The organism is Anaeromonas gelatinilytica (assembly GCF_016820635.1).
GTDB lineage: Bacteria > Bacillota > Clostridia > Tissierellales > SIT17 > Anaeromonas > Anaeromonas gelatinilytica.
This window is the reverse complement of the sequence record NZ_WSFU01000078.1, coordinates 1-24,901: the sequence shown is the minus strand read 5'-3', so window position 1 is coordinate 24,901 and position 24,901 is coordinate 1. Positions and strand designations below refer to the sequence as shown.

The following is a 24,901-nucleotide window of genomic DNA, read 5'->3' as shown; positions in this document are numbered from 1 at the left end:
AAAATATTTTTTGTCCAAAAAATAAACTTATAGAGAGGATTAGCTATGATTAACACTCAAGAACATATTATCACAGAATTAAAAGAAACTCTAGAGAAAATGATAATTTTATCTTTAAGATGTTTAGATAATTTAGTTGCTATAGTACTAGATATTATAATATCTCAATCTACTATACTATCAAATATAGCTCAAGAACTAAATGACTTTTATTCTATATGAAGGATAATACCTTATTTTAACATTGACAAAATACCCTATTTTAATTCTACTCATAGACTTCCACATATTTAAAAATATATTAATTTATTCAAAAATCTTTTGATAATAAAGCTGAGTAATAGGATATTCAATGAATATATAATATATGATAAAACAAAATCTATTTTATGTAATAAAATTGTCTGTAAGTTAGGTTACATAGCCGTCGATTGCGATTTTCCGCAGATACGCCGCCATGTTGCGGGTAGGTATCAGCTGCAACGTTTCTCATTTTTTATTAGATTGTGTTCTGGATATTCATTTGTCCTCTGTTACTTGTCGCTTCATAATATTTCACCCTATTACATTTTAAAATTCACCCTTTCTTTGGGATATGATTATAAATATCATACTATTGACTTAAATAAATCATTATGCGTATTGAATTGGATTGATTTCTTTGATATTATAAAACTCTCCACTATAACACCAGACTTTAAATTTGTGTTAGTATTTTATCAAAAATGGAGATGAATATACATGAACACATATAAAACGGCCGAAGTTGCGGCCATTATTGGCATACACCCGAACACGGTACGGCTATACGAGGAATTGGAGCTTATACCAAAACCGGAACGACAGCCAAATGGGTATCGAATTTTTACGAATTTTCATATACAGCAATTTCAGCTTGCCCGTATAGCTTTTCAAATTGAGGTATTGCAAAATGGATTGCGGAAGAAAATTGTTGAAATGGTAAAGATAGCGGCAAAAGGAGATTTTGATAAAGCTCTTGTTCTCACACAAGAGTATTTAGACCAACTTCAACAGGAGCGTGTTAATGCAGAAGAAGCTATTACAATTGTGCAGCAAACTTTATCCGGCGGAATGCAAGAAAACATACATTTCTTAAAACGAAAAGAAGTGTCGGAATATTTGAATGTTTCTATGGACGCGCTGCGAAATTGGGAAATGAACGGTTTGTTGACTGTCAAACGCAAACAAAATGGGTATCGTATATATACTGACGAGGACATACAACGATTAAAAATCATTCGTTCTCTCCGATGTGCCAATTATTCACTTGAAGCAATTTTGCGTATGCTACGGCAATTATCCAAAAATCCCAATGCTGATATAAAAAAAGTGTTGAACACACCAAAGACGGACGCTGACATTATTACTGTCTGCGATAAATTGATTGTTTCGTTATTGGCAGCAGAAAATAACGCCCGAAAAATGATTGACAAACTACAAGAAATGAAAATCAGATTTTAATAAACTCTCCACTTTACCACCAATGTTTATATTGGTGGTATTCTTTTTGTGTACAAATAAGGAGGTATCCATATGGAAGATGTAATCAAAGTTGAGCAGCTATCAAAATCTTATGGCAAGCTGCTTGCGGTAAAAAATGTTAGCTTATCTGTAGGTCGTGGTATGGTATTCGGTTTACTTGGAGCTAACGGCGCAGGAAAAAGCACTACGATTGAGTGTATTTTAGGCACGAAAAAATCGGATAGCGGGAAAGTGTCTGTTTTAGGAATGAAGCCACTGGCAGAGCGAAAGAAACTATTTGAAAAAGTAGGCGTTCAATTTCAAGAAGCCAACTATCAAGACAAAATCACCGTATCGGAGCTTTGCGAAGTTACAGCGTCATTGTATCGGAAAGCAGCGAATTACCTCGATTTGCTGGAAAGGTTTGGGATTTCTGATAAACTCAAAAGCCCTGTAACAGAGCTGTCGGGAGGACAAAGGCAACGCTTGTTCATTATTCTTGCCCTCATTCCTAATCCGAAAGTCGTTTTTTTAGACGAGTTAACAACCGGACTTGACGCAAAAGCACGCCGGGACGTTTGGAAAATCCTTTCTGAGCTAAAAGCAAAGGGACTAACTATCCTTTTAACTTCTCACTTTATGGACGAGGTAGAAGCCTTGTGCGATTGCATTTGCATTTTGAAACAAGGGGAAATTATATTTTACGGTATGATATCCGAAGCTATCAGCGCAAGCCCCTATGATAAATTTGAGGACGCGTATCTTTGGTACACAGACGAGGAGGGACAAGAATGAGAACTTTTAGGACAATGTTAAAAACAGAATTGAAGCTCTCGCTACGAGGAATGGATATGTTCATCTTTGCAATTTGTGTGCCCCTTGTGGTGTTAGTCATTCTTGATATCATCTACGGAAACAAGCCAGCGTTTGAGGGTGCGGAATATAGTTTTTTAGAACAATCTTTCGGTGCGCTTGCCACAATCTCAATTTGTGCGGGCGGTGTAATGGGCTTGCCATTAGTTGTGTCAGACTACCGCAACAAGAAAATATTGAAGCGTTTTAAGGTAACGCCAGTTAGTCCATCAATAATTTTACTGGTGCAAGTTGTTATCTACACGCTGTATGCCGTTGTATCGCTGATACTGCTGTATCTTGCCGCAACAATATTTTTTGGTTATCAGCTTCAAGGCTCGCTACTTCATTTCTTGGGAGGTTATATTTTAGTAATACTATCCATGTTCAGCATTGGAATGATGGTAGGCGGTATAGCTCCGAATATTAAAATAGCTAGTGTAATTGCAAGCGTATTGTATTTCCCCATGCTCATATTTTCCGGGGCGACGCTGCCGTATGAAGTCATGCCCACAGCACTTCAAAAGCTTGCAGATATTTTACCGCTGACGCAGGGAATAAAACTCCTTAAAGCTGCTTCTTTAGGCTTGGCAGTTGACAGTGTCTTAGTACCTATTATTGTTATGTCTGCTCTTGCTGTTATCTGCATTGCTGTTTCTCTAAAGTTTTTCAAATGGGAATAGATTTGGATAATACGGAATGTATATTGTTCAAAGTGCAAGCAAGAAAAATATTGTTAATGTAAAACAGCATAATATATCAGTTATCAAAGAGCCAGATGCAAAGACGCAGAGCCGATAACTCGTGAGATAAATCACGGTTGTCGGCTCTTTTTTTTTGCTATCGTTTTAATTCAATCACCTGACAGGCGACTTTTATACCGTTGGCAAAATATTGACACATACCTTGAAAGGTATAGGTATGTTGCTTGGTATTTCAATCAATAGTGAAGCGGTTACGGCGCAGTATGTTAACGTTTGGCTTGAACGAAAGAAAAAACTGTACTTGAAACCTATTATAAGACATTACAGCCGTAAAAGCTTGACGCAGGAGAAGAAAAAAGCGGTAAAGAAGCGGCAAAAAATGAGAAAAAGAAAAGCAGCGAAACCGGGCACCGCAAAAAGGCATAAGAAAACCCGCGTAAACCCCTGATTTACGCGGGTTTGTTGTTGGCGGAAGAAGTGGGATTCGAACTCACGTGCCGGTTGCCAGACAACCTGATTTCGAGTAATATTTTTATTAGATGTAAATCATACTGATAACAGAAAATAATAAGGAATAAATTAATGGTTTAATTATTGAATGTTTTGTAGTATAATTTAATTAAAGAAGTATTCCTGGGATGTTCGTAAAATCTCTTTAATTCAACCGACATAAATAATATGGGAGTTTGGAGTCTGATAATGTATGGTAAGCCTTCTAAAGGACATCAGAAATTATTGGCAGGACACCCACCTGCGAGAGTAGCGGGTATGAATTAACGAGCATGACGGCATCGTGGGTAGACCCTTAAGCATAGCTTAAGGGTTTAATTATGCGTTTTTTTATTATCTAGGGAAGTTTATTTAGACTATTGTTGAATACAAAATTTAATAATCACAGAAAATATTGGAAGACAATAAAAAATAGGGTTGTAGGGGATGGAATCCCCTACCGTATTAGAAGGGTGTTCAGGGAAATTAGGCTTCCTTGAGTTACGCGGATATGTTTTTTATCCGCTTTTTTTGTATTTTGGAAGTGTATTTAGAATTATTTTTAAAGGTAAACTTTTAGTAATTATTAATAATAAAAAGTATAAACAGAATGATAATATATATATGAAAAAATGTAAAATGATATTAATTCCTTCGGTATAGTATATTAGATTATCACTTAGTTTTAGAAATTGGATCATTATAGCTGATGATAATAAAGGCTTTATAATATAGTCTATTAAGTTTATTTTAAAATTAATATATTTTTTTAAAGTTATAAAATCTAATGTACATATAATAAAGGCTGAAGTTAAAAAGCCAATGAAGTATCCATATATTCCATATTTAGAATTTGAAACTAGAAAAAATATAGCTAATATTTGAAAAGTCATACCTATTATATAATTTATAGTAACTTGTATTTGTTTATTTAAACCATGTAATATTCCTGATAACGTATGATGTAGTGACAGAAAAATAGTACTATAACCTAAGATTCCTAAATATTTTCCTACCAAAGGATCATTATAAATGAATTCTCCTAAAGGTGCTGAATAAGCAATATATATATAAGTAATTGGAATTGCAATTAGTAAAGTTAGCCTTATACATAGTGAAGCATCGTTTTCTATTTCTTTTATCTTATTATTATAAGTTAATTCTGATATATTTGGTATAATATTTATTACTAAAGCTGAGGTTACAATAAATGGTAGGAATATTAGAGGTATAGTCATTCCTAGCACTCTTCCAAATATTTCTACTGCTTCTTTATGACTATATCCAGCCATTATTAAACGTTGAGGAATTAATATTGAATTCATTAATTGAAATATAACATTAATAAGTCTTGATATTGTTATAGGTATAGCAATAAAGAATAAGTTACGTATTATATAAGATAATGATAATGTATTGAAGTTTTTTCTTTTTTTTCTTTTCTTTACTTTTAAAATACTATAATTAAATAATAACCAAAAAAGTCCAAAAAGCTCCCCAAAGCTAATCCCAACAATGGCTATAAATGCTCCCCATTTAGAATCTACAGGATAAGAATAGTATAAATAAAGTATGACAAAGACTATTCGGGATATCTGTTCGATAATTTGAGCAATTCCTGATATTGTCATTTTCTTTAATCCATAAAAATATCCTCTTATGATTCCTGATATAGAAATTATACATATTGCGGGAATTAAAAAATATAAAGAATATAATATATCTTTGTTTTTTAAAATATTTGTACTGATATAATTAGCGGAAAATAATAGTACTGCACTAAGTATAATAGAGAGTGAAATTGCAATTAAAAGAGCAGTTTTTAATATCTTTATACTTCCGCATGAATTATTTTTAGATTCTTCTTTGACAACTAATTTTGTAACAGCTATAGGCATTCCAGCAGTGGTAATAGTAATAAATAATGATAATATAGGAAGGACTAATTGAAATAATCCTATACCACTAGGACCTATTAATTTAGATAAGATGATTTTGTATCCAAATCCCATGATTCTTACTAGGAAATTTACCATAGCTAATATAATTGATCCATATATGAAATTTCTTTTATTCAAGAGATCACCTCTTTAAATAATTATTCTATAGATACTAAAAAAATGTATAATCATTTAAAAATAAATTTACGAATAAAATATTTATATTGTTGTAATTATAATATTAAAAATTAAAAAGGTGATGTATTAGTAATGGATATGGTTTGTCCTTTATGTAATGGAATAAAAGAAGAAATAGAGGAATGTAGTTATTGTGGAGGTAAAATGGTTGATGAAGGCGCTATAGTGAATTATTTGGATGATTATAGTCCCTATTTATCTAATGATATTACTCAAAAGGTAGATGGAGCTCCATATGATAAGTGTGTTCATCTGTTTAAATGTGAAAAGTGTGGTAAGGATAGAAGAGTTGAAGTACAGAGGGTGAATATATGATATTCACCCTTTTGAATTATAGGTTTATAGAATCTATGTTTGTAAAATCTTCTTTATATTGTAATCTGTATAAATCATAATACATACCACCTTTTTTAAGAAGCTCATTATGATTTCCTATTTCTACAATTTCTCCCTTGTGAAGAACTATTATTTTATCTGAATGTTGAATGGTAGAAAGCCTATGAGCAACAGCAATAGAAGTTCTCCCTTTGATTAATTTTAATAGAGCATCCTGTATTAAAGTTTCTGTTTCAGTGTCTATATTAGATGTTGCTTCATCTAATATTAATATATCAGGATCGTATGACAATGCCCTTGCAAATGCTAATAGTTGTTTTTGTCCAGATGAAAGAGTTGCCCCTCTTTCCATAACGGGTTCATCATATTTTCTAGGAAGATTTGATATAAAAGTATCTGCGTTCACATGTTTTGATGCTTTCTTTATTTCATCTAAAGATATGTTTTTTTTATTTAATCGAATATTTTCTTTAATATCTCCTGTAAATAAGAATACATCTTGTAATACTATGCCAATTCTTTTTCTGAGTGAATATTTGTCAATTTTTTTTATATTGATATCATCTATTAATATTTCACCTTTTTTTATATCATAAAACCTGCCAATTAAATTAATTATAGATGATTTACCAGCACCTGTTGCACCTACAAAAGCAACAGATTCTCCTGGATTGATGGTAAAGCTTACATTTTTTAAAACCCAATTATTTTCTTCATAAGCAAACCAAACATTTTTGAATTCTATTTTACCTTTAAATTTATTCAAAATTTTAGGTGAATTAATGTTTTTAATATCTTCTTTTTTATCGAGAATTTGAAATATTCTTTCTGAAGATGCCATGGCAGCTTGTAATATATTAAATTTTTCAGTAAGTTCCATAATAGGTTGGAAGAATTTTTGTAAATAATTAATAAATGCAAATAATACACCAAATTCAACAATTCCTGAAATAGCATTTCCTCCACCATAATACACTATTAGAGCTATTCCAAGAGATCTTATAATTTCTATTGAAGGACGATATAAAGCAAAAAGTTTGATTTCTTGTTTTGATGCATCAAAATAACTTTGATTAATATTATTAAATTCTTTAAATTTTTTATTTTCTTTAGCGAATATATGAACAGTATTCATTCCGGTTATATTTTCGTTTAACGTAGAATTTATTCTAGCTAGTCTAACTCTAACTAATCTATATATTTTCCTTATTTTAATTCTAAAAATTATTGAAGCAATAAGAATAAAAGGAATTACTATAAAACTCATTAATGCTAATTTAAGGTTCATTTTTAACATTACTATTATAATTCCAATTAACATAAAAATATCTTTAAATAAATTTACTAATACTTCCGTATACATTTCATTTAGTTTTTCTGTATCATTTGTAACTCTTGTTACTAAACGGCCTACAGGATTATTATCGAAGAATTTTAAAGATAAATTTTGAATATGAGAGAAAATTTCTTGGCGAATATTATAAATTATTTTTTTACTAGTATAATTAAGTATGTATACTTGTATATAATTGAATATAAAACCAATTATGATTATAGTAAAATATATGATTCCTAACTTATTTAATTTTGATATATCATAACTTCTAAATTCTTTATATTCTTCATTTGAAAGAAGCCTAGCATTATAGGTAATTTCTCCTGCTAAAATTTGTAATTGGTCATCGTTGTTTAAAATTTTATAATCATTTATGTCTTCTGATATATCACCATCTACTAAATAATAATTATTATCTTTTTTTATTAAAGTATTAATGTTATTTTGATTCAAAGAAAAACCTTCATTTTCTAACATAGATTTTCTTACATATTCTTTTCCTTGAAATTGAATACCAGCAACAGGACTTTCGTTAATATTGTAAACATATAATGGTTTATTCACTATAGAAATATGATCATCTATTGCAATTTGAATTATATAGGGCCTGGCTAAATCAGTTAGAGTTACAAACATTAATAATAATATAGAAATTAAAAGAAATTTCCAATATGGTTTTGCATAGGATAATAGTCTTTTCATAAGTTGAGAATCATAAGATTTTGTAAGTTTTTCTTCTGCATGTATATTCGACACGATATCCCTCCTTATATGTTTTGTATTTTTTCTTCTAATAATTGTTTTTGATAAATGCTATAATATAAATTTTGATTATTTATTAAATCATCATGAGAACCACTTTCTATTATTTTACCATTGTCAAGTACAATAATATGATCAGCATTTTTTACTGTTGATATTCTATGGGCAATTAAGATGTTTGTCCTGTTTGTCATAACTCTTTTTAAATTGTTTAGTATCTTTTCTTCTGTTTGAGTATCTACAGCTGATAAACTATCGTCCAGAATCAAAATACTTGGTTCTTTTATTATTGCTCTAGCTAATGCAGTTCTTTGTCTTTGACCACCGGATAATGTAACACCTCTTTCGCCAAGAGCGGTATCAAAACCTCTTGGAAATTCTATTATATTATCATATATTTCTGATATTTTAGCTGCATTATATATTTTACTTTTATCTATATTTTCATCAAAGGCAAAAGCAATATTTTCTGATATTGTATTAGAAAATAAAAAATTATCTTGAGAGGCATATCCAATATTTTCTCTTAATGTTTTAATAGGTATTTGCTTTATTGGTAAGTTATCAATATAAATATCTCCTTCAGTAATATCATATAATCGTAAAAGAAGATTTACTAGAGTTGTCTTTCCACTTCCGGTTTTTCCAACAATGCCTAATGTGTTTCCCTTAGGAATTTTTAAATTAATATTTTTCAAGGCATATTCTTCTGTATTAGGATATTTAAAAGAGACATTTTTAAAGTGAATATTTCCATTGATATTTGTTTTATCATAAATAGCATTTTTTGATTCTATTATTTCTGGTTTTTTAAATAAAATAGTATTAATACGAGCCATGGAAGCCGCTCCTCTTTGAAGAATATTGATAACATGTCCTATAGCCATCATAGGCCAGACTAATAGAGATAAATAGCTATTAAAAGCTACGAAATCACCTAAAGATATAGTGTTTTCTATTACTAGAATTCCTCCATACCAAATAACAATTAGGTAGCTTAATGCAGATATAAATTGTACAAAAGGACGTAAAAATCCTGAGATTTTAACAAGATTCATGTTTTTATTAAAATTTTCTTGATTAACTTTTTTGAATTTCTTGATTTCTTCTTTTTCTTGAACAAAAGATTTAACTACTCTTACACCAGCAAAATTTTCTTGAGCTCTATCTGATAAATCTGAAAAAGACTCTTGTACAAATTTGAATCTTTTATGTATAACTTTACCTAATCTTTGGACAGTATAGGCTAGAAATGGAAGAGGAAACATTGCAAGAATAGTTAAAATAAGATTTGTTGTCTTAATCATCATGAATAGGGCAGCTAATGTTATGAAGATTGCATCAGTAATCATAACAATTCCCATACCTAAAGCCATTCTTACAGCATTAATATCATTGGTAGCATGAGCCATAAGGTCTCCAGTTTTATGAACATTGAAATAGCTTGTAGATAAAGATTGTAAATGAGAAAATAATTTGTTTCTTAAATAGTATTCAAGTTTTCTAGCAGTGCCTTGTATATGTATTCTCCAAAAATATCTTCCAGAACCTATTCCTATTCCAGTTAAGATTATTAAAAATGCATATTTTAATAAATCATCTGTAGATAAACTATTGGATTCTAATAGATCAGTAACCGTTCTTAGAATTTGGGGGATAATTAATTGTAATATATCCACAATAATTAACCACATAACACCTAAAAAGTAATTTTTTTTATGCTCTATAAAGAATTTTTTCAATGTTTTAAAATGTCCCATGGAATACCTCCAAATTTTATAAAAAAATAATTTCGTTTCTCTAAACATTATACCACTATATAATTAAAATAAAAGATGGAATTTTTCATAATATTCTATTAAAATGCGAAAAATATATTCAATGGAGGTGATATTATGGATATGAGTGAAAAAGATATTATTAAAAAGAAATTATTAGATACACAGGAGATGGTTAGAGATTATGAATCATTTTCTAAGAATATTAGAGATACAGAAATAGGTGAAACCTTTAAGATGTTTGCAGAAGAATCTGGAATGCAAGCACGTAGATTACAGGCTATATTAGATAATATGGAGAAGAATAATAATAGAAATAAATAATGAGAAGGATTAATCCTTCTCATTATTTATTTCAAAAAATTAATTTTTTAAATATTAAAAAAATTAAGAATGATGGTATAATAATATAATACTAAGACATTGAGGAGGGGCACTATGGGGAAGAAAAACTATATTAAGACAATATCAATAGTAATTATATTAATTATAATAATATCTCTAATACATTTTATTAATCATTTGAAAATTCAACAATTAGAATATACTGATAAGTGGGGAGATGAATTAGAACTAAAGGAGCTTGATGAAAAAGAGAAGAATTTTTTATCAAATATAGATGATGAACTTTTAAGTGTGACCATAGAAGATGAAAATTTATTAAATTTTCAAATATTAGATATTAATGGAAAATTAAAAGAAAATGGCTCTACTCAATTAGATAACTATATTAATATTAAAGTTAATGATATCAAGTTAGTGGAAAATAAATTGATATATCTATATGAAGATGATGTTTATTTTACCGAATTGAATGATAATAAATTTACTAATACTAAAAAAATAATTAAAAATGTAGATAATATGAATGTTGAAAGAAATAAAGAGAATATTATTATAACTACAATAAATGAAGAAAATATTAGAGTTTTTGAATTGGATAATACTCAGGTTAAAAATATATATGAAGTAAAAAATGATTTAGACTTGAAAGATGCTTTTTATCAAAAAATTAATAATAAAGAATACATATTTTCAATTTCTAATGATGGATATGGTAATGAGAAGTTAATCATGATTCCAACTAATAATGAAGAGTCAGAACTTGTGATAAGAGAAGTAAATAATAATACAGGATATAAAATTAAAGATTTTAATATTGACTATTTAGATGAAAAGATTATAATTACATATATATTGAATTTAAATTATCAAGGGATACAAAGTAATGATATAGAATATTCTATTATAGACTTTGATACATTTGAAATAGAAAATAAAAAGATAGATCATTCAATGTATAAAATCGGTAATTTAGAATCAGATATAGAAACTTATATTGTTAATAATGAATTACATATAGTAGGTTCTGGCTTAAACTATGATAATAAATATACTAAAGTTAATGATATTTTTGATTTTACTATGGAGAAAAATGGTAATATTAAGGGAGTAGAATTTATATCTACTACTCAAAGATATTCAAATGAAGTCCAGATATCGCAAATCAAAGATAATGTATTTATGACGTATAAGGATATAATAACCAAAGGGAGTAAATTAAATTTTATTGGAACTAGTGATGAGTTTATTAATAGAGATAGAGACAATATTTCATATTATAAAAGTTCATTAATCAGGAGTATACCATCACCTCTTATAGCTATGTCTTATACATTATTAAGGGGATTTATTTTGATGGTTATGTTGTTGGTACCAATAGCTATTCTTTATATAGTATATTTAAAAAAGGATAGTGAAAATGATAAAATTAAAGCAGGTATTATTATAGGAATTTATATTATAATAAATATAATAGCTCACAATTTTTTGTATTATGAAGTAGGAAATGGCTATTATTACCCTGAAATTTTATTTAATAAATCATACCAAATACTCATTCCTATTGTAATTAATTTATTGTCAGGAATTGTATTATATGTATTTAGTAAAGAAATTAGTAAAAATAATATTGAAGTTTCTTATTTTATATTATCATTAGTATTTATAGTAATGGATATTTATTTAAATAATATATTATATGCTCCGTTTTTAATGGTAGGAAAATTGATATAGATCCCTTTATTTTAATTATTATCCTATCTTAGAACATATTAATATATGAATTATGTTATAGGAGGAAATGAAAATGAAGAGATTAAAATTTATTTATAATCCATCATCTGGTAGGCAAATAGTACAGAAAAAAATGGATGATATTATATTAAATTTATTAAATAAAGGATATGTAATCGGGAAATATGCTACTAAAGAAAAGGATGATGCATTAACAGAAACTATTGAAACATGCAAACAAAATTGGGATGCAATAATTGTTTGTGGTGGAGATGGTACGGTTAACGAAGTCGTGTCAGGAATTGCACTTTCATCTAAAAAATTACCAATAGCTATATTAGCTGCAGGAACGGTTAATGACTTTGCTAATTATATGAAAATTCCTAAAGGGGTTAATGATTTTGTAAAAATGATAGAAGATTGGAATATTACATATGTAGATATGGGTTCTTGTAATGATAAATTTTTTATAAATGTAGCAGCTGGCGGATTATTAACTAATGTAGCTCATACTGTACCCTCGGAATATAAAACTATTTTGGGAAGAATGGCATATTATATTGAAGGTATAAAGGAAATACCAAAAAAGATATTTGAACCGATAAAAGTTAGAATTACCAGTGATGAATATACAACTGAAGAAGAGGTATTTTTATTTATAATATCTAATGGTAAATCTGTAGGTGGGTTTAAAAAATTATCTCCGACAGCGGAAATAGAAGATGGATTATTAGATTGCATAGTAATAAAAAAGGCTGATTTTCAAGAACTTCTAACGATATTTGTAAAACTATACTCCGGAGAGCATGTTAATAGTCCTAAAGTTAAATATTTCAAAACTAATAATTTAAAGATTGAAAATTTATCTGAAAAGGAAATACAAGTAGATGTTGATGGAGAATTAGCAGGACAGTTGCCAGTAAATATTAATGTCTTATCTAAAGTACTACCTTTATTTGTAGTAAAGACAGAAGACTAAGCTTATCTTCTGTCTTTATTAAACTTCAAAAATATTGACTTATAAGCAAAACAAGGGTATTATTTTAAATAAAGTTAATAATTGGAGGCTTATTATGGAATTAGTAGTTGATATTGAGAAGAATCTAAGAGAAATTGATTATATAATTAGAAAAAAAGGCAGAGAAATACTGAAAGATTTTAGTATTACTACTCCTCAATTTGTAGCATTACAATTTTTAGCATCTTCAGAAGGGTTAACTATTGGAGAATTAAGTAATAAAATGGCATTAGCTTGTAGTACAATAACTGATTTAGTTGATAGAATGGAAAAAAATGATCTAGTAAGTAGATTTAAAGATGATAAAGATAGAAGAGTAGTAAGAGTTAAAGCAGAAGAAAAAGGACATCAATTAGTAGAAGATGTATTAGTTAGACGTCAAGCATATCTTTTGGAGAAACTAATAGATTTTAGTGATAAAGAAAAAGAATCTTTAGCTGAAAGTTTGTTTAAATTATATAAAGTTATGAAATAATAAAATTGGAGAATATTTAATAGATTGAAAACAAATAAATAAGATAGATAATCTAATGGTTAATCCTAATTGACAATCAGTTATAATTGTTCCTATAATAAATAATGGAATGATGAAGGGTATAATACAGTTATTGGTTCCAATAAAAGAAAAGGAATCTGATTATAATACTTATAATTTTGTTGATAAAATTTCCAATATTATTTTTGCACTTATTTAATTTTTTTGGAGGTGAAAAAATGGCTATAACTATAAAAGATGTAGCAAGGCTTGCAGGAGTATCTATATCTACTGTATCTAGAGTTGTAAATGATTCAAAACCTGTAAGTCCAGAAGTAAAAAGAAAAGTATTAGAAGTTATAAAAGAAGTAGGATATAAACCTAATGAAGTAGCTAGAACTCTGGTAACTAAGAAATCTTATTTAATCGGAGTAATAATTACAGATTTAGCTGATTCTTATGTCGCAGATATGGTAAGGGGTATTGAAGAAGTGGGTAAGATGTATAATTATGATATATTACTGTGTAGTACATATGGAGATAAGGAAGAAGAATTAAAATATATTCAACTTCTTAATACTAAACAAGTAGAAGGAATGATTTTAATATCTGATACTTTAAGTGATGAAATTGATGAGAGAATAGATGAATATGATATTCCTTTTGTATATTTAAGTAGATATTCTAATTCAGATAAATATCCTACAGTAAGTATAGATTATTATTTTGCTGCTTATGAACTTACTAAGTATCTTATAAAATTGGGACATGAGAATATTGGCTTTGTTGGATTTTTGGAAGATGAAAGTTCAACCCAAATAGAAAAATATGAAGGATATAGAAGAGCTATGGAGGAAATGAAATTAGATTCATCATTAATATATGAAACTAAAGGTACAAATATAGCTCATGGATATAAGGCATTGAATGATTCAATAGAAAAAGATAAATTGACAGCCTTATTTTGTGGTTATGATGAAATAGCTATAGGAGTATTAAATTATTGTTATGATAATAATTTGAATGTCCCAGAAGATATTTCTATTGCAGGATTTGGAGATATTTCTATTGCATCTTTAATAAGACCTAAACTTACAACTGTGAAAGAGCCTTTTTATGATATAGGAGCAGTAGCAATAAGAAAAATAATAAAAACATTAGGAAAAGAAGATGTGGGAGAAAAACATATTAAATTGCCTTATTTAATACAGCAAAGAGATAGTTCTATTAAAATATAGAATTTGAGGTGTAGAGATTGAAAACTTTCATAGCTTTAGATTTTGATAAGAAGACCAAAAAAAATCTGGGTAATATACAAAAATATTTAAAAACCAGTGCATCAAAGGGAAGTTGGGTCTATATTGATAATTTTCATCTAACTTTAAAATATTTAGGTATAACTTCTATAGATAATTTAGAGGAAATAAAAAAGAAATTAAGAGAAATAGCAAGAAAAAGTTTAAATATAAAATTAAAATATACTAATTTAGGATATTTTAGAGGAAAAGATGTGTTAAGAGTATTGTATTTAGATTTAAAAGGAGAAACAGAAAAAATTTATGAAATGAAAAACAAGATTGATACTAATCTTGAAGTTATAGGATTTCATAAGGAAAAAAAGAAATATATACCCCATATAACATTAGGAAGAAGAATTGTTTTTGAAAATAGAATATATGAAATAAATGAGAATATAAAAAATGAATTAAATAAACCTTTCAAATTAGATAAATTAATTCTTTTTAAAAGTGAGCAAATAGATAATAAAAGAGTATATACACCAGTAGAAGTTTTTCCATTAAAAGACTGTGATTAAGCATAGTCTTTTAATTATAATTAAAATTGTTCAATAATTTTAATTTTTCGAAATATTAGAGGAAAATAATAAGAAGATATTGAATATATAAAAATAAGAAATAGAATAGGGGTGATACTCGTGAAAAATATAATTATAGATGGTAACAATTTGACTATTGATGATGTAGTGAAAGTTGCAAGAAAAAATCAATTAGTTAAGTTATCTGAGACTGCAGTAAAAAAGATTAATAATTCAAGAAAGATAGTAGATGATTTTGTAAATGAGGAAAAGATAGTATATGGAATAACAACAGGTTTTGGTAAATTTAGTGATATATTTATATCCAAAGATAAATCAAAAATATTGCAAAAAAATTTAATTATGAGTCATTCTTGTGGAGTAGGGAATCCATTGGATGAAGAAATTGTAAGGGCAATAATGTTACTAAGAGCTAATGCTTTAGCAAAGGGTTATTCTGGTATAAGGTACTCTACTGTAAATACATTAATTGAAATGTTAAATAAAGGAGTGCATCCTGTAATACCAGAAAAGGGTTCTTTAGGAGCTAGTGGTGATTTAGCACCATTATCTCATATGGTATTGCCTATGATAGGTGAAGGAGAAGTATTTTATAGAGGGAAAAGAATGTCAGCAAGTCAAGGCATGAAAGCGGCTGATATTGAGACTATCGAATTAACTTCTAAGGAGGGATTAGCTCTTATAAATGGAACACAGGTAATGACTGCTATAGGGGCTTTAACTTTATATGATGCAATTAATCTGTCAAAAGTTGCTGATGTAATAGCTGCTTTGACTATTGAAGGTTTAAATGGAATTATAACTGCTTATGATAAGAAAGTCCATTCAGTAAGACCTCATAAAGGACAAATAAAGACAGCAGAGAATTTATTAGAAATACTTAAGAACAGTAATATGACAACTGAACAAGGAGAGATAAGAGTTCAAGATGCATATACTTTAAGATGTATACCTCAAATTCATGGTGCAACTAAAGATGCAATAGAATATGTAAAAAGCAAAATAGAAATAGAAATAAACTCTGCTACTGATAATCCATTAATTTTTTCTGAAGATAGTGTTGTGATATCCGGTGGGAATTTTCATGGTCAACCTATGGCATTAAGTTTTGATTTTTTATCTATAGCTATAAGTGAATTAGGAAATGTATCGGAAAGAAGATTAGAAAGGTTAGTAAATCCGACTTTAAGTAATTTACCTGCATTTTTAGTAGAAAAGGGAGGTCTTAATTCTGGGTTTATGATTGTTCAATATTCGGCAGCTTCATTAGTTTCAGAAAACAAGATTCTTTGTCATCCTTCTAGTGTAGATTCTATTCCATCTTCAGCTAATCAAGAAGATCATGTGTCTATGGGAACTATAGGGGCAAGAAAAGCTAGAGAAGTATTGGAAAATACAAGAAAGATATTATCTATGGAGCTCTTAACTGCTTGTCAAGCAATTGATTTAAGAAATAATTTAGGATTAGGAGAAGGAAGTAGAATTTTGTATGAAAAGGTTAGGGAAGAAGTTAAAAAAGTAGAAGAAGATAGAATAATGTATAAAGATATAAATAGGGTTCAAAAAATTATTATATCAGAAGATATAATAAAGGATATAGAATATAGTCTTAATAGAAAATTATAGAAAGAGATACTTGAAATTTTTTTAAATATGAATTAAAATATATTTATTGAGTATTAGAGGAGTGTAAATATGCTATCTAAAGATAAAATTGATAGAATAAATGAATTAGCTAGAAAATCAAAAAAAGAAGGGCTATCATTATCGGAAAAGGCTGAGCAAAAAAAATTAAGAGAAGAATACCTAAAAAAATTTAGGAATAATTTTAAAAAGCAACTTGATTCAATTGAAATAGTAGACTAAGAAAGTTTTCTTAGTCTTTTTTTTGAGAGATTATTTTATGTTTTTTACATAGAATAAAAGGATTAATTAAAAATTTGTAGAATAAGTAAGTAATATGAAAAAAATTGTAATACAATAGGAGGAATAAGTATGTCAGAAAAACAATTTGTAGTTTTTAAATTAGATAATGAAGAATATGGTATAGACATAATGAATGTAAAAGAAATAGGAACTTATCAAGAACCAATGAAAGTACCTAATTGTCCAGATTTTATCGAAGGGATTGTTAATTATAGAGGTGATGTTATACCAATAGTTAATTTAAAGAAAAGATTTAAATTAAATGAATTAAATATTGATAAAAATACTAGGTTAGTCATTATAAATATTAACGATAAACAAGTAGGATTTGTTGTGGATGAAGCTTCACAAACTATAATGTTTAATGAGGAAGATATAGAAAATACTCCAAATATAATAACCAGCGTGGATAGTGAATATATTACTGGAGTAGGGAAAAAAGAAGATAGATTAATTTTACTTATTAATTTAGAAAAAGTATTAACAGAAGTAGAAAAGAAAGAAATTGAGGTAATGGATTTTAATGATAATCAATAAAATTTTATAAATTTTTGTTATTTTTATCTGGAAATATGAGGTGGTAATTCTGAAAGAAACATTAACAGGACAGAAGATGAATGAAATATTATATAAAACTATAGAAGCTATTGAGAATAGTAAAAAGGAAATATTTCAAATATCTGAAAATACTAGAAATGAATGTGAAAAATCAAATTATAAACTTAGTGAGATTAATAGCAAAACTAAAGTATTGATAAAAGAAGTGGATAAATTAGAATTAGAAGAAATGAAAAGTAGAAAAAAGTTAGCAGATGTTAGTAAGAACTTTAAAGATTATTCTGAGGAAGATATTAAAAGAGCCTATGAAAAGGCAAATAATCTTAGAGTTGAATTAATAATAAAAAGAAAAGAAGAAAAAGATATTATATTGCAAAGAAATGATTTAGAGAGAAGATTAAAAGTTAATCATGAGAATCTTGAAAGAGCTGAAAAATTGATATCACAAGTGAGAATAGCTTTAGAGTATCTAAATGGTGACTTTGATGAAATTATTGAAACATTTGATGAGTTAAATAAAAAGCAACTTTTAGGTATTAAAGTGATAAAAGCACAGGAAAATGAGAGACAGAGAGTTGCTAGAGATATTCATGATGGACCAGCTCAGTCTTTAGCTAATGTTGTACTTAAGACTCAAATAAGTGAAAAAATGATATCTATTGATAAAAATAAAGCTTTAAAGGAACTAAAAGAGTTAAAGAGTCTTGTAAGAGAAAGTTTAAAAGATATTAGGAAAATAATTTATGATTTACGTCCTATGTCATTAGATGATTTAGGATTAGTTCCTACTATACGAAGATATGGAGAAGAATTTCATAAAGAAACTGGTATAGAAGTAAATGTGGATGTATTAGAGCTGGAATCAAAAATGAATTCATATGTACAGCTTTCTGTTTTTAGGATAGTACAGGAATCGTTAAATAATATAAAAAAACATGCAGAAGCTACTCAAGCTTCTATATTAATTCAAGTAAATGAAGCAAGATTAAAATTAATTATAAAAGATGATGGAAAAGGTTTTGAAATGGATACGCTTAAAAAATATAATGATGATATTGATTGTGGATTTGGATTAATGGGAATGGAAGAGAGAGCTAAATTATTAGGTGGCATTTTCGGAATAAAATCTTCAATAGGAAAAGGAACAAAAATAGTACTTATACTACCAAATAACAGAAAGGATGATCTCAATGAATAGTATTATTTCAATAATGATTGCCGACGATCATTCGTTGATGAGACAAGGATTAAGGCAAATTTTAGAGTTAGAAGAAAATATAAAGGTAATATGTGAAGCATCAGATGGTGAAGATACTATTTTAAAGGCTATAGATAAAAAACCAGATGTTATTTTATTAGATATAAATATGCCTAAGATAAATGGTATAGAAGCTTTAAGAAGGTTAAAAGATATAGGGTGTGAGTCTAAAATAATAGTTTTAACTATTCATGATGATAGAGAATATTTAATGAGAACAATCAATATGGGAGTAGATGGATATGTTCTTAAAGATTCGGATTCAGATACTTTAGTTAAGTCAATAAAAGATGTATATCAAGGAAAAACTTATATACAACCTAGTCTAGCTCCTTTATTAGTAAGAGAATCTGATTCTAATATTACTAAGGAAGAATCTAAGAAATCTTCTTTAACTAAAAGAGAATATGAGGTAATAACTCTTATTGCTGAAGGATTAAATAATAGAGAGATAGGGGCTAAGTTATATATTAGTGAAAAGACTGTTAAAAATCATGTATCAAATATATTTAAAAAAATAGAAGTTAATGATAGAATACAGGCTGCTATATTCGCTTATAAAAATAATATTAAGAAAATATAAATATATGTTGTTGTCTATAAGAATAAAGATATATATAGTATTATGTGAAAGTTTAGAAAATATTGACACAATTTAAATTAACTTATATTATATTATTTAGATAATAAAGTGGAGGGATGGATATGGTAGAAAAATCTCAAGGGAAAAAGTTACAAGAAAAATTAACCCATAAATGGGAGAATATTTGGGATGTAATTGATGAAAAGGAAGGGAAAAAAATATTTGAATTTGGAGATGAGTATAAGAAGTTTTTAGATAATTCCAAGACTGAAAGATTAGCTGCAGAAGAGATAATTAAAATAGCGAAAAAAAATGACTACATAGAGTTAGATAAACTTATAGAAAAAGGTGAAAAATTGGTTCCAGGAACTAAAGTGTATTCTAACAATAAAGATAAGTCAGTTATTATGTATGTTATTGGAGAAGAAGATATAACTAAGGGAATAAATATTGTAGGATCACATATAGATGCTCCTCGAATAGATTTAAAACAATTTCCTTTATATGAGGATTCAGAATTAGCATTATTAAAAACTCATTATTATGGTGGAATTAAAAAATATCAATGGGTTTCTTTACCACTAGCTTTACATGGGGTAATAGTAAAAAATAATGGTAAAAAAATAAATGTTTCCATTGGAGAAGATGATAATGATCCTGTATTTATGATTACAGATTTACTGCCTCATCTAGCAAAAGATCAAACGATTAAGAAATTAGGAGAAGGAATTACTGGAGAAGGATTGAATATTATTATAGGAAGTATACCTTATAATGAAAAGGATTTAAGTGATAAAATAAAGTTGAATATATTAAAAGTATTAAATGAAAAATATGATATTACAGAGGAAGATTTTACAACTGCTGAGTTTGAAGCTGTTCCTGCAGGTAAATCAAGGGACGTTGGATTAGATAGAAGTCTTATAACATCTTATGGGCATGATGATAGAGTATGTGCCTATACAAGTCTTAGAGCTATATTAGACGTAGATAAGCCAAGAAGAACAGCAGTAGCATTATTTGCAGATAAAGAGGAAATAGGAAGTTATGGTAATACAGGTATGAATTCAAGATTTTTTGAAAATACTACTGCCGAGGTAGTGGCTTTGGCAAAAGAAAATTATAATGAGTTATTACTAAAGAGAACATTATTAAATTCAAGAGTATTATCTGCTGATGTATCTGCAGGATTTGATCCAAATTATCCAGATGTATTAGATAAGAGGAATGCACCTTTTATAAATAAAGGTATAACTTTAGTGAAATATACTGGTGCAGGAGGTAAAAATGGAAGTAATGACGCTAACTCCGAATATATAAGTGATGTTAGAAGAATATTTAATGAAAATAATGTTATATGGCAAATGGGTGAGTTAGGAAAAGTAGACCAGGGTGGTGGTGGCACCATCGCATATACGTTAGCTAATTATGGTATGGAAGTTGTAGACTGTGGGGTTCCAGTATTGAGTATGCATGCACCTTATGAAGTAGTAAGTAAAGCTGATGTATATATGACATATAAGGGATATAGAGCTTTTTATAAAGCATAAATAAAAGAGTCGAACTATAAATTTATAGTTCGACTCTTTTATTTATCCAGTTCGTAACAAAATTCTTGAAGGTTTCTGCTAAGGGAGATAGATATCTATTTTCATGGTACACAAAGTAAAATTTGCGGTTAAGATTTAATTCAGGTATATTATACCCTTTAAATACATCATTTTCTAATTCTTTTTTTACTGCTAATTCAGATATAAAACTAACACCTATTCCTAATTCTACAAATTTTTTTATGGTTTCATTACTTTCAGTAGTTATAACTACGTTGAAGGATTTTATGGAATCATTTATATCATGTAAGGCCTTTTCTAATAATAAGCGTGAGCCAGATCCTTGGTGTCTTAGAATCATATTTTCTTTTCTTACTAAATCAATAGTTAATTTTTTTGAATTAGAAAGATTATTATTTTTAGGAGCTATTAAAATTAAATTATCTTCAATTAATTCTATGTATTTTAGATGTCTATTATTATATTTAGCTCCAACAATACCAAAATCTATTCTATTATCCATTATGTCATTTATTACTCCTTTTGAATTGTTATGTAGTATATTTAAAGTTATATTAGGATATTTTGAAAAGAAACTTTTTAATATATGAGGTAATATGTATTGTTTAGGAATAGTACTAGATGCAATTTCTAAAGTTCCTTCTATTTGACCTTTGTATTTTCCAAGTTTGAATTGAGCCATATCTCTCATATTGATAATATCTTGAGCATAATTATAAAGTATTTTTCCACCACTTGTAGGAGAGATATTTTTATTAGATCTATTTAATAGGGATATATTTAATTCTTTTTCTAGATTTTGTATATGGCTTGTAACAGTAGGTTGAGTTAAAAATAATTTATTGGCAGCTTTTGAAAAACTTTTAGAATTAATTACTTCTACAAAGGTTTCTAATTGTCTAAAATCCAAATTAATCACCACTTTCTAAGTATATATTTATATGATATTTGACTTGCATTTTATTGTCAATTAAAAATAGTATTAAGAAAAAATATAATTCTCACAAAGAACATAAATAAGCATAAACTGATATAAACTTATAGATTATGGGAGGGAAGTCTATGTCAGTTACTTTAAATTCACTTCATTGGATTTATTTGATTTTCATTTTAATTATAGTGGGGGTTATGATAAAAAAAAGAGATACTACATTAACATGTATAATAGGAATATTTATTTTAGGTCTTGTGGCAACTTCGTCTATATCTGAGGCAGTACTTGGTGTTTTTAATAGTATGGTATATGCTATTACAGAACTTTTAGGAACGATACTTATTATTTCTATTATTTATGGTATGAGTAAAGTCTTAGAATCAACAGGGATAAATGAATTTATGATATTACCATTTACTAGATTTATAAAAACTCCAACATTAGCTTATTGGATAATAGGAATATTTATGATGGTAATATCCTGGTTTTTTTGGCCATCTCCATCTGTAGCTTTAATTGGAGCTGTATTATTACCTGTGGCTATAAAGGCTGGGTTACCAGCCATAGGAGTAGCAATGGCAATGAATTTATTTGGCCATGGAATTGCATTATCTAGTGATTTTATAATTCAAGGGGCCCCTAAGTTAACTGCCGATGCTGCTGGATTACCAGTAGGAGAAGTTATAAGTGCTAGTATACCACTTGTAGCTACTATGGGTATAGTAACTACAGTTTCAGCATTTATATTTTTGAAAAAAGATATGAAAAATGGGAAATTAAAAATAGATAAAAAAGATGTAGGTATGACTTTATATTCAAATGAAGATGGAACAAAAGGGGAAATAGTAAAAAGTATATTATCAAAGAGAGCAAAAAAAATATTTTCTATTTGTATACCAATATTATTTGTTTTAGATGTAATTATCATGATTAAAGCAAATTTACAAGGGGGGAATGCAACAGCTTTAGTAGGTGGCACATCTATATTTATATTGATTTTAATTTCAATGTTTACTTATAAAGATAAAGGTTTAGAACAAATTACCGAATTTTTGATAAAAGGTTTCAAGTTTGGGTTTGAAGTTTTTGGTCCAGTAATTCCTATAGCAGCTTTTTTTTATATGGGAGATATGGGATTTGTATCAGTATTTGGAGAAGTATTACCTGTAAATTCCACTGGGCTTGTTAACGATTTAGGGTTAGCATTAGCTCAAGCTGTACCATTAAATGCTGGAATAGGTTCAGTTACATTAACAGCAGTAGGTGCTATAACAGGACTAGATGGTTCTGGATTTTCAGGAATATCATTAGCCGGTTCAGTGGCTAGATTATTTGCAACAGCAATTGGAAGAGGAGCAGCAACATTAACTGCTTTAGGGCAAGTAGCAGCTATATGGGTTGGAGGAGGAACATTAGTACCTTGGGCATTAATACCTGCAGCAGGGATATGTGGTGTAAGTCCTTTTGATTTAGCTAGAAGAAATTTGAAACCTGTAGTTATAGGGTTGATAGTTACAACAATAGTGTCTATGATTTTAATATAATGTTTTAAATTTTATTGTGAAATAAAAAATGAACTCTTAAGAGTTCATTTTTGTATATAATATTAATATATAAGTAAAATGGATATATATTGTTATTTCCCTTTGTTGTACTTTTCATTCTTTGAAAAGAGATTAAATTCAAGTATGATTATATTATAGTTTTACAATATTAGTAATATTTGTTACAATAATAGCCGGGAAAAGGATTTTTAGAAAATGAGAATAAAATTATAACAGAATTAAAAAATTTGGACACAGATGAAGCAAATGGAACTTTTTATCTAGCATAACAGGTGAAACTATTTCTCTTGATGCTGAAATTAATACAGTAAGGTCACGTGCAAGTGGTGATGTTTATTTGGGTACCAAGCGAATAAGCTATAAAACTATTGCTCATATTGCTGGACAAACAGCAAAAGCTGCTACGATGGCTTCAGCTATTTTAGCTTATTATGGTGTAATTGGTGCCAAAACAACTGTATTAGTAGTTGTTTTGACAACATTTGGAGATTTAGTAGCCAGTGAATTAGCACATAGATACCCAAGAGGTGGTATTACTTTAAAGATTTATAATACTCGAAGATGTAAAATGCAACGTGGAAAGAAATATTGTTTTTGGCGAAAAACTTATAGAAGTCCTAAAGCTTACAAGGTTCTACCTTAGTAAGGTATTAATGATAGAAGGTGAAAGTTTATGAGATCATTGATGACAAAGGTAGAAAAATTTTTTATTAACATACCTCATAAGAATTATTTTCTAATTGTAGCTTTTTACTTGCTTTTTACAATGATTTTAGAATATATGATGAGGAATGCTAAGATTAATGACTTAACTGCTTCAAAAATTATGATGTCAGTCAGTATTATTGTTGACATATTTTCCATTTTAGCATTCATTATTTGGAGAAAAGAAATGCTAAAAATTAATAAATTTTGTATGTTAGTTTTAATGTTTGTTATTGCTATGGATCAATATAATTTTTTTTAGATCAGTTTAAAAGATATCAATCAATATATACATAATATTTCTCATAGTATGTTTTAAGATAAAATCAAAAAGAAAGTGAGTTTGTGCTTGTATTTTGGACCGCGTTAATTGGAATCTTAATAATGACTATAGCTGCTATAGGAAGTATAAAAATTATAACTAAACAAACGTATATTTCAAAAGACTCTTGATAGTTCTAGTGTTGCATTAAAGAAATAATTACAGTTTGACATGGAAAAAATTATATAATGAAAAA

The 24,901-nt window shown here is 28.0% G+C and carries 25 protein-coding genes and 1 other RNA gene; 22 read left to right on the top strand and 4 right to left on the bottom strand.

Annotated elements, in window-relative coordinates; translation table 11 throughout:
- Positions 1-45: 45 nt before the first annotated feature.
- From GOQ29_RS06230 to ssrS, 6 genes are all read left to right on the top strand, one after another.
- Entirely contained in the window at positions 46-222 is a 177-nt protein-coding gene (locus tag GOQ29_RS06230) for a hypothetical protein (RefSeq protein WP_203371785.1), read from the top strand.
- A 519-nt stretch (positions 223-741) separates the two neighbouring features.
- The gene (locus GOQ29_RS06225) at positions 742-1,482 is read left to right on the top strand and encodes a MerR family transcriptional regulator (protein ID WP_203371784.1); all 741 of its coding nucleotides are present in this window, start codon (positions 742-744) and stop codon (positions 1,480-1,482) included.
- A gap of 72 nt (positions 1,483-1,554) precedes the next feature.
- Positions 1,555-2,277, top strand: a complete 723-nt coding sequence (locus tag GOQ29_RS06220) for an ABC transporter ATP-binding protein (protein ID WP_203371783.1) — start codon at positions 1,555-1,557, stop codon at positions 2,275-2,277.
- Positions 2,274-3,017 carry an ABC transporter permease gene (locus tag GOQ29_RS06215; RefSeq protein WP_203371782.1) on the top strand — a complete coding sequence of 248 codons (744 nt, stop codon included), beginning with the start codon at positions 2,274-2,276 and terminating at the stop codon, positions 3,015-3,017. Before GOQ29_RS06220 ends, GOQ29_RS06215 begins: the two co-directional genes overlap by 4 nt.
- Before the next feature lie 238 nt (positions 3,018-3,255).
- Entirely contained in the window at positions 3,256-3,486 is a 231-nt protein-coding gene (locus GOQ29_RS14600) for a hypothetical protein (RefSeq protein ID WP_252187533.1), read from the top strand.
- A 179-nt stretch (positions 3,487-3,665) separates the two neighbouring features.
- A non-coding RNA gene (gene ssrS, locus GOQ29_RS06205) (6S RNA) lies at positions 3,666-3,842 on the top strand.
- A gap of 203 nt (positions 3,843-4,045) precedes the next feature.
- Here the strand turns inward: ssrS and GOQ29_RS06200 are convergent.
- Positions 4,046-5,605: a putative polysaccharide biosynthesis protein gene (locus GOQ29_RS06200; protein WP_203371781.1), complete on the bottom strand. Its 1,560-nt coding sequence runs from the start codon at positions 5,603-5,605 to the stop codon at positions 4,046-4,048.
- A gap of 132 nt (positions 5,606-5,737) precedes the next feature.
- Between GOQ29_RS06200 and GOQ29_RS06195 the strand changes: the two genes are divergently transcribed.
- On the top strand, positions 5,738-5,980 hold the full coding sequence (locus tag GOQ29_RS06195; RefSeq protein WP_203371780.1) for a hypothetical protein: 243 nt from the start codon (positions 5,738-5,740) through the stop codon (positions 5,978-5,980).
- A gap of 16 nt (positions 5,981-5,996) precedes the next feature.
- On the opposite strand, the gene GOQ29_RS06190 is transcribed toward GOQ29_RS06195, so the two are convergent.
- Together GOQ29_RS06190 and GOQ29_RS06185 are read right to left on the bottom strand one after the other, a co-directional pair.
- Entirely contained in the window at positions 5,997-8,093 is a 2,097-nt protein-coding gene (locus GOQ29_RS06190) for an ABC transporter ATP-binding protein (RefSeq protein ID WP_203371779.1), read from the bottom strand.
- An 11-nt stretch (positions 8,094-8,104) separates the two neighbouring features.
- Positions 8,105-9,859 (bottom strand): ABC transporter ATP-binding protein, encoded by a 1,755-nt coding sequence (locus GOQ29_RS06185; RefSeq protein WP_203371778.1) that lies wholly within the window; start codon positions 9,857-9,859, stop codon positions 8,105-8,107.
- Positions 9,860-9,994: 135 nt separating this feature from the next.
- On the opposite strand from GOQ29_RS06185, the gene GOQ29_RS06180 reads away from it, so the two are divergent.
- The 12 genes from GOQ29_RS06180 (at position 9,995) to GOQ29_RS06125 (ending at position 21,158) form a co-directional block, all read left to right on the top strand.
- The gene (locus tag GOQ29_RS06180) at positions 9,995-10,201 is read left to right on the top strand and encodes a hypothetical protein (RefSeq protein ID WP_203371777.1); all 207 of its coding nucleotides are present in this window, start codon (positions 9,995-9,997) and stop codon (positions 10,199-10,201) included.
- 114 nt (positions 10,202-10,315) lie between these two features.
- Positions 10,316-11,953, top strand: a complete 1,638-nt coding sequence (locus GOQ29_RS06175; protein ID WP_203371776.1) for a hypothetical protein — start codon at positions 10,316-10,318, stop codon at positions 11,951-11,953.
- 73 nt (positions 11,954-12,026) lie between these two features.
- A complete protein-coding gene (locus tag GOQ29_RS06170) occupies positions 12,027-12,932 on the top strand; it encodes a YegS/Rv2252/BmrU family lipid kinase (protein ID WP_203371775.1) in 906 nt (301 codons plus the stop codon).
- A 94-nt stretch (positions 12,933-13,026) separates the two neighbouring features.
- Positions 13,027-13,446: a MarR family winged helix-turn-helix transcriptional regulator gene (locus GOQ29_RS06165; RefSeq protein ID WP_203371774.1), complete on the top strand. Its 420-nt coding sequence runs from the start codon at positions 13,027-13,029 to the stop codon at positions 13,444-13,446.
- A gap of 239 nt (positions 13,447-13,685) precedes the next feature.
- Entirely contained in the window at positions 13,686-14,684 is a 999-nt protein-coding gene (locus GOQ29_RS06160; RefSeq protein WP_203371773.1) for a LacI family DNA-binding transcriptional regulator, read from the top strand.
- 17 nt (positions 14,685-14,701) lie between these two features.
- On the top strand, positions 14,702-15,262 hold the full coding sequence (gene thpR / locus GOQ29_RS06155) for an RNA 2',3'-cyclic phosphodiesterase (RefSeq protein ID WP_203371772.1): 561 nt from the start codon (positions 14,702-14,704) through the stop codon (positions 15,260-15,262).
- A 120-nt stretch (positions 15,263-15,382) separates the two neighbouring features.
- Positions 15,383-16,909 (top strand): histidine ammonia-lyase, encoded by a 1,527-nt coding sequence (gene hutH / locus GOQ29_RS06150; protein ID WP_203371771.1) that lies wholly within the window; start codon positions 15,383-15,385, stop codon positions 16,907-16,909.
- A 69-nt stretch (positions 16,910-16,978) separates the two neighbouring features.
- Positions 16,979-17,149 (top strand): DUF896 domain-containing protein, encoded by a 171-nt coding sequence (locus GOQ29_RS06145; RefSeq protein ID WP_203371770.1) that lies wholly within the window; start codon positions 16,979-16,981, stop codon positions 17,147-17,149.
- Positions 17,150-17,278: 129 nt separating this feature from the next.
- Positions 17,279-17,746, top strand: a complete 468-nt coding sequence (locus tag GOQ29_RS06140) for a chemotaxis protein CheW (protein ID WP_203371769.1) — start codon at positions 17,279-17,281, stop codon at positions 17,744-17,746.
- 40 nt (positions 17,747-17,786) lie between these two features.
- On the top strand, positions 17,787-18,965 hold the full coding sequence (locus GOQ29_RS06135; protein WP_203371768.1) for a sensor histidine kinase: 1,179 nt from the start codon (positions 17,787-17,789) through the stop codon (positions 18,963-18,965).
- A complete protein-coding gene (locus GOQ29_RS06130) occupies positions 18,958-19,608 on the top strand; it encodes a response regulator (RefSeq protein ID WP_203371767.1) in 651 nt (216 codons plus the stop codon). Before GOQ29_RS06135 ends, GOQ29_RS06130 begins: the two co-directional genes overlap by 8 nt.
- A 122-nt stretch (positions 19,609-19,730) precedes the next feature.
- Positions 19,731-21,158 (top strand): aminopeptidase, encoded by a 1,428-nt coding sequence (locus GOQ29_RS06125; RefSeq protein WP_203371766.1) that lies wholly within the window; start codon positions 19,731-19,733, stop codon positions 21,156-21,158.
- Between the two features lie 22 nt (positions 21,159-21,180).
- Here GOQ29_RS06125 and GOQ29_RS06120 read toward each other — a convergent pair whose 3' ends face one another.
- Positions 21,181-22,089 (bottom strand): selenium metabolism-associated LysR family transcriptional regulator, encoded by a 909-nt coding sequence (locus GOQ29_RS06120; RefSeq protein ID WP_203371765.1) that lies wholly within the window; start codon positions 22,087-22,089, stop codon positions 21,181-21,183.
- 152 nt (positions 22,090-22,241) lie between these two features.
- Between GOQ29_RS06120 and GOQ29_RS06115 the strand changes: the two genes are divergently transcribed.
- The 3 genes from GOQ29_RS06115 (at position 22,242) to GOQ29_RS06105 (ending at position 24,645) form a co-directional block, all read left to right on the top strand.
- Positions 22,242-23,657 (top strand): hypothetical protein, encoded by a 1,416-nt coding sequence (locus tag GOQ29_RS06115; protein WP_203371764.1) that lies wholly within the window; start codon positions 22,242-22,244, stop codon positions 23,655-23,657.
- A 358-nt stretch (positions 23,658-24,015) separates the two neighbouring features.
- Positions 24,016-24,321 carry a hypothetical protein gene (locus GOQ29_RS06110; RefSeq protein ID WP_203371763.1) on the top strand — a complete coding sequence of 102 codons (306 nt, stop codon included), beginning with the start codon at positions 24,016-24,018 and terminating at the stop codon, positions 24,319-24,321.
- Positions 24,322-24,351: 30 nt separating this feature from the next.
- Positions 24,352-24,645 (top strand): hypothetical protein, encoded by a 294-nt coding sequence (locus GOQ29_RS06105; RefSeq protein ID WP_203371762.1) that lies wholly within the window; start codon positions 24,352-24,354, stop codon positions 24,643-24,645.
- Positions 24,646-24,901 lie beyond the last annotated feature (256 nt).

Coding starts and splice junctions, on each gene's coding strand:
- GOQ29_RS06195 (WP_203371780.1), top strand. CDS start 5,738: ATGGATATGGTTTGTCCTTTATGTAATGGAATAAAAGAAGAAATAGAG.
- GOQ29_RS06145 (WP_203371770.1), top strand. CDS start 16,979: ATGCTATCTAAAGATAAAATTGATAGAATAAATGAATTAGCTAGAAAA.
- GOQ29_RS06160 (WP_203371773.1), top strand. CDS start 13,686: ATGGCTATAACTATAAAAGATGTAGCAAGGCTTGCAGGAGTATCTATA.
- GOQ29_RS06125 (WP_203371766.1), top strand. CDS start 19,731: ATGGTAGAAAAATCTCAAGGGAAAAAGTTACAAGAAAAATTAACCCAT.
- GOQ29_RS06230 (WP_203371785.1), top strand. CDS start 46: ATGATTAACACTCAAGAACATATTATCACAGAATTAAAAGAAACTCTA.
- GOQ29_RS06170 (WP_203371775.1), top strand. CDS start 12,027: ATGAAGAGATTAAAATTTATTTATAATCCATCATCTGGTAGGCAAATA.
- GOQ29_RS06175 (WP_203371776.1), top strand. CDS start 10,316: ATGGGGAAGAAAAACTATATTAAGACAATATCAATAGTAATTATATTA.
- GOQ29_RS06165 (WP_203371774.1), top strand. CDS start 13,027: ATGGAATTAGTAGTTGATATTGAGAAGAATCTAAGAGAAATTGATTAT.
- GOQ29_RS14600 (WP_252187533.1), top strand. CDS start 3,256: ATGTTGCTTGGTATTTCAATCAATAGTGAAGCGGTTACGGCGCAGTAT.
- GOQ29_RS06225 (WP_203371784.1), top strand. CDS start 742: ATGAACACATATAAAACGGCCGAAGTTGCGGCCATTATTGGCATACAC.
- GOQ29_RS06105 (WP_203371762.1), top strand. CDS start 24,352: ATGAGATCATTGATGACAAAGGTAGAAAAATTTTTTATTAACATACCT.
- GOQ29_RS06185 (WP_203371778.1), bottom strand. CDS start 9,859: ATGGGACATTTTAAAACATTGAAAAAATTCTTTATAGAGCATAAAAAA.
- GOQ29_RS06130 (WP_203371767.1), top strand. CDS start 18,958: ATGAATAGTATTATTTCAATAATGATTGCCGACGATCATTCGTTGATG.
- GOQ29_RS06220 (WP_203371783.1), top strand. CDS start 1,555: ATGGAAGATGTAATCAAAGTTGAGCAGCTATCAAAATCTTATGGCAAG.
- GOQ29_RS06215 (WP_203371782.1), top strand. CDS start 2,274: ATGAGAACTTTTAGGACAATGTTAAAAACAGAATTGAAGCTCTCGCTA.
- GOQ29_RS06140 (WP_203371769.1), top strand. CDS start 17,279: ATGTCAGAAAAACAATTTGTAGTTTTTAAATTAGATAATGAAGAATAT.
- GOQ29_RS06115 (WP_203371764.1), top strand. CDS start 22,242: ATGTCAGTTACTTTAAATTCACTTCATTGGATTTATTTGATTTTCATT.
- GOQ29_RS06180 (WP_203371777.1), top strand. CDS start 9,995: ATGGATATGAGTGAAAAAGATATTATTAAAAAGAAATTATTAGATACA.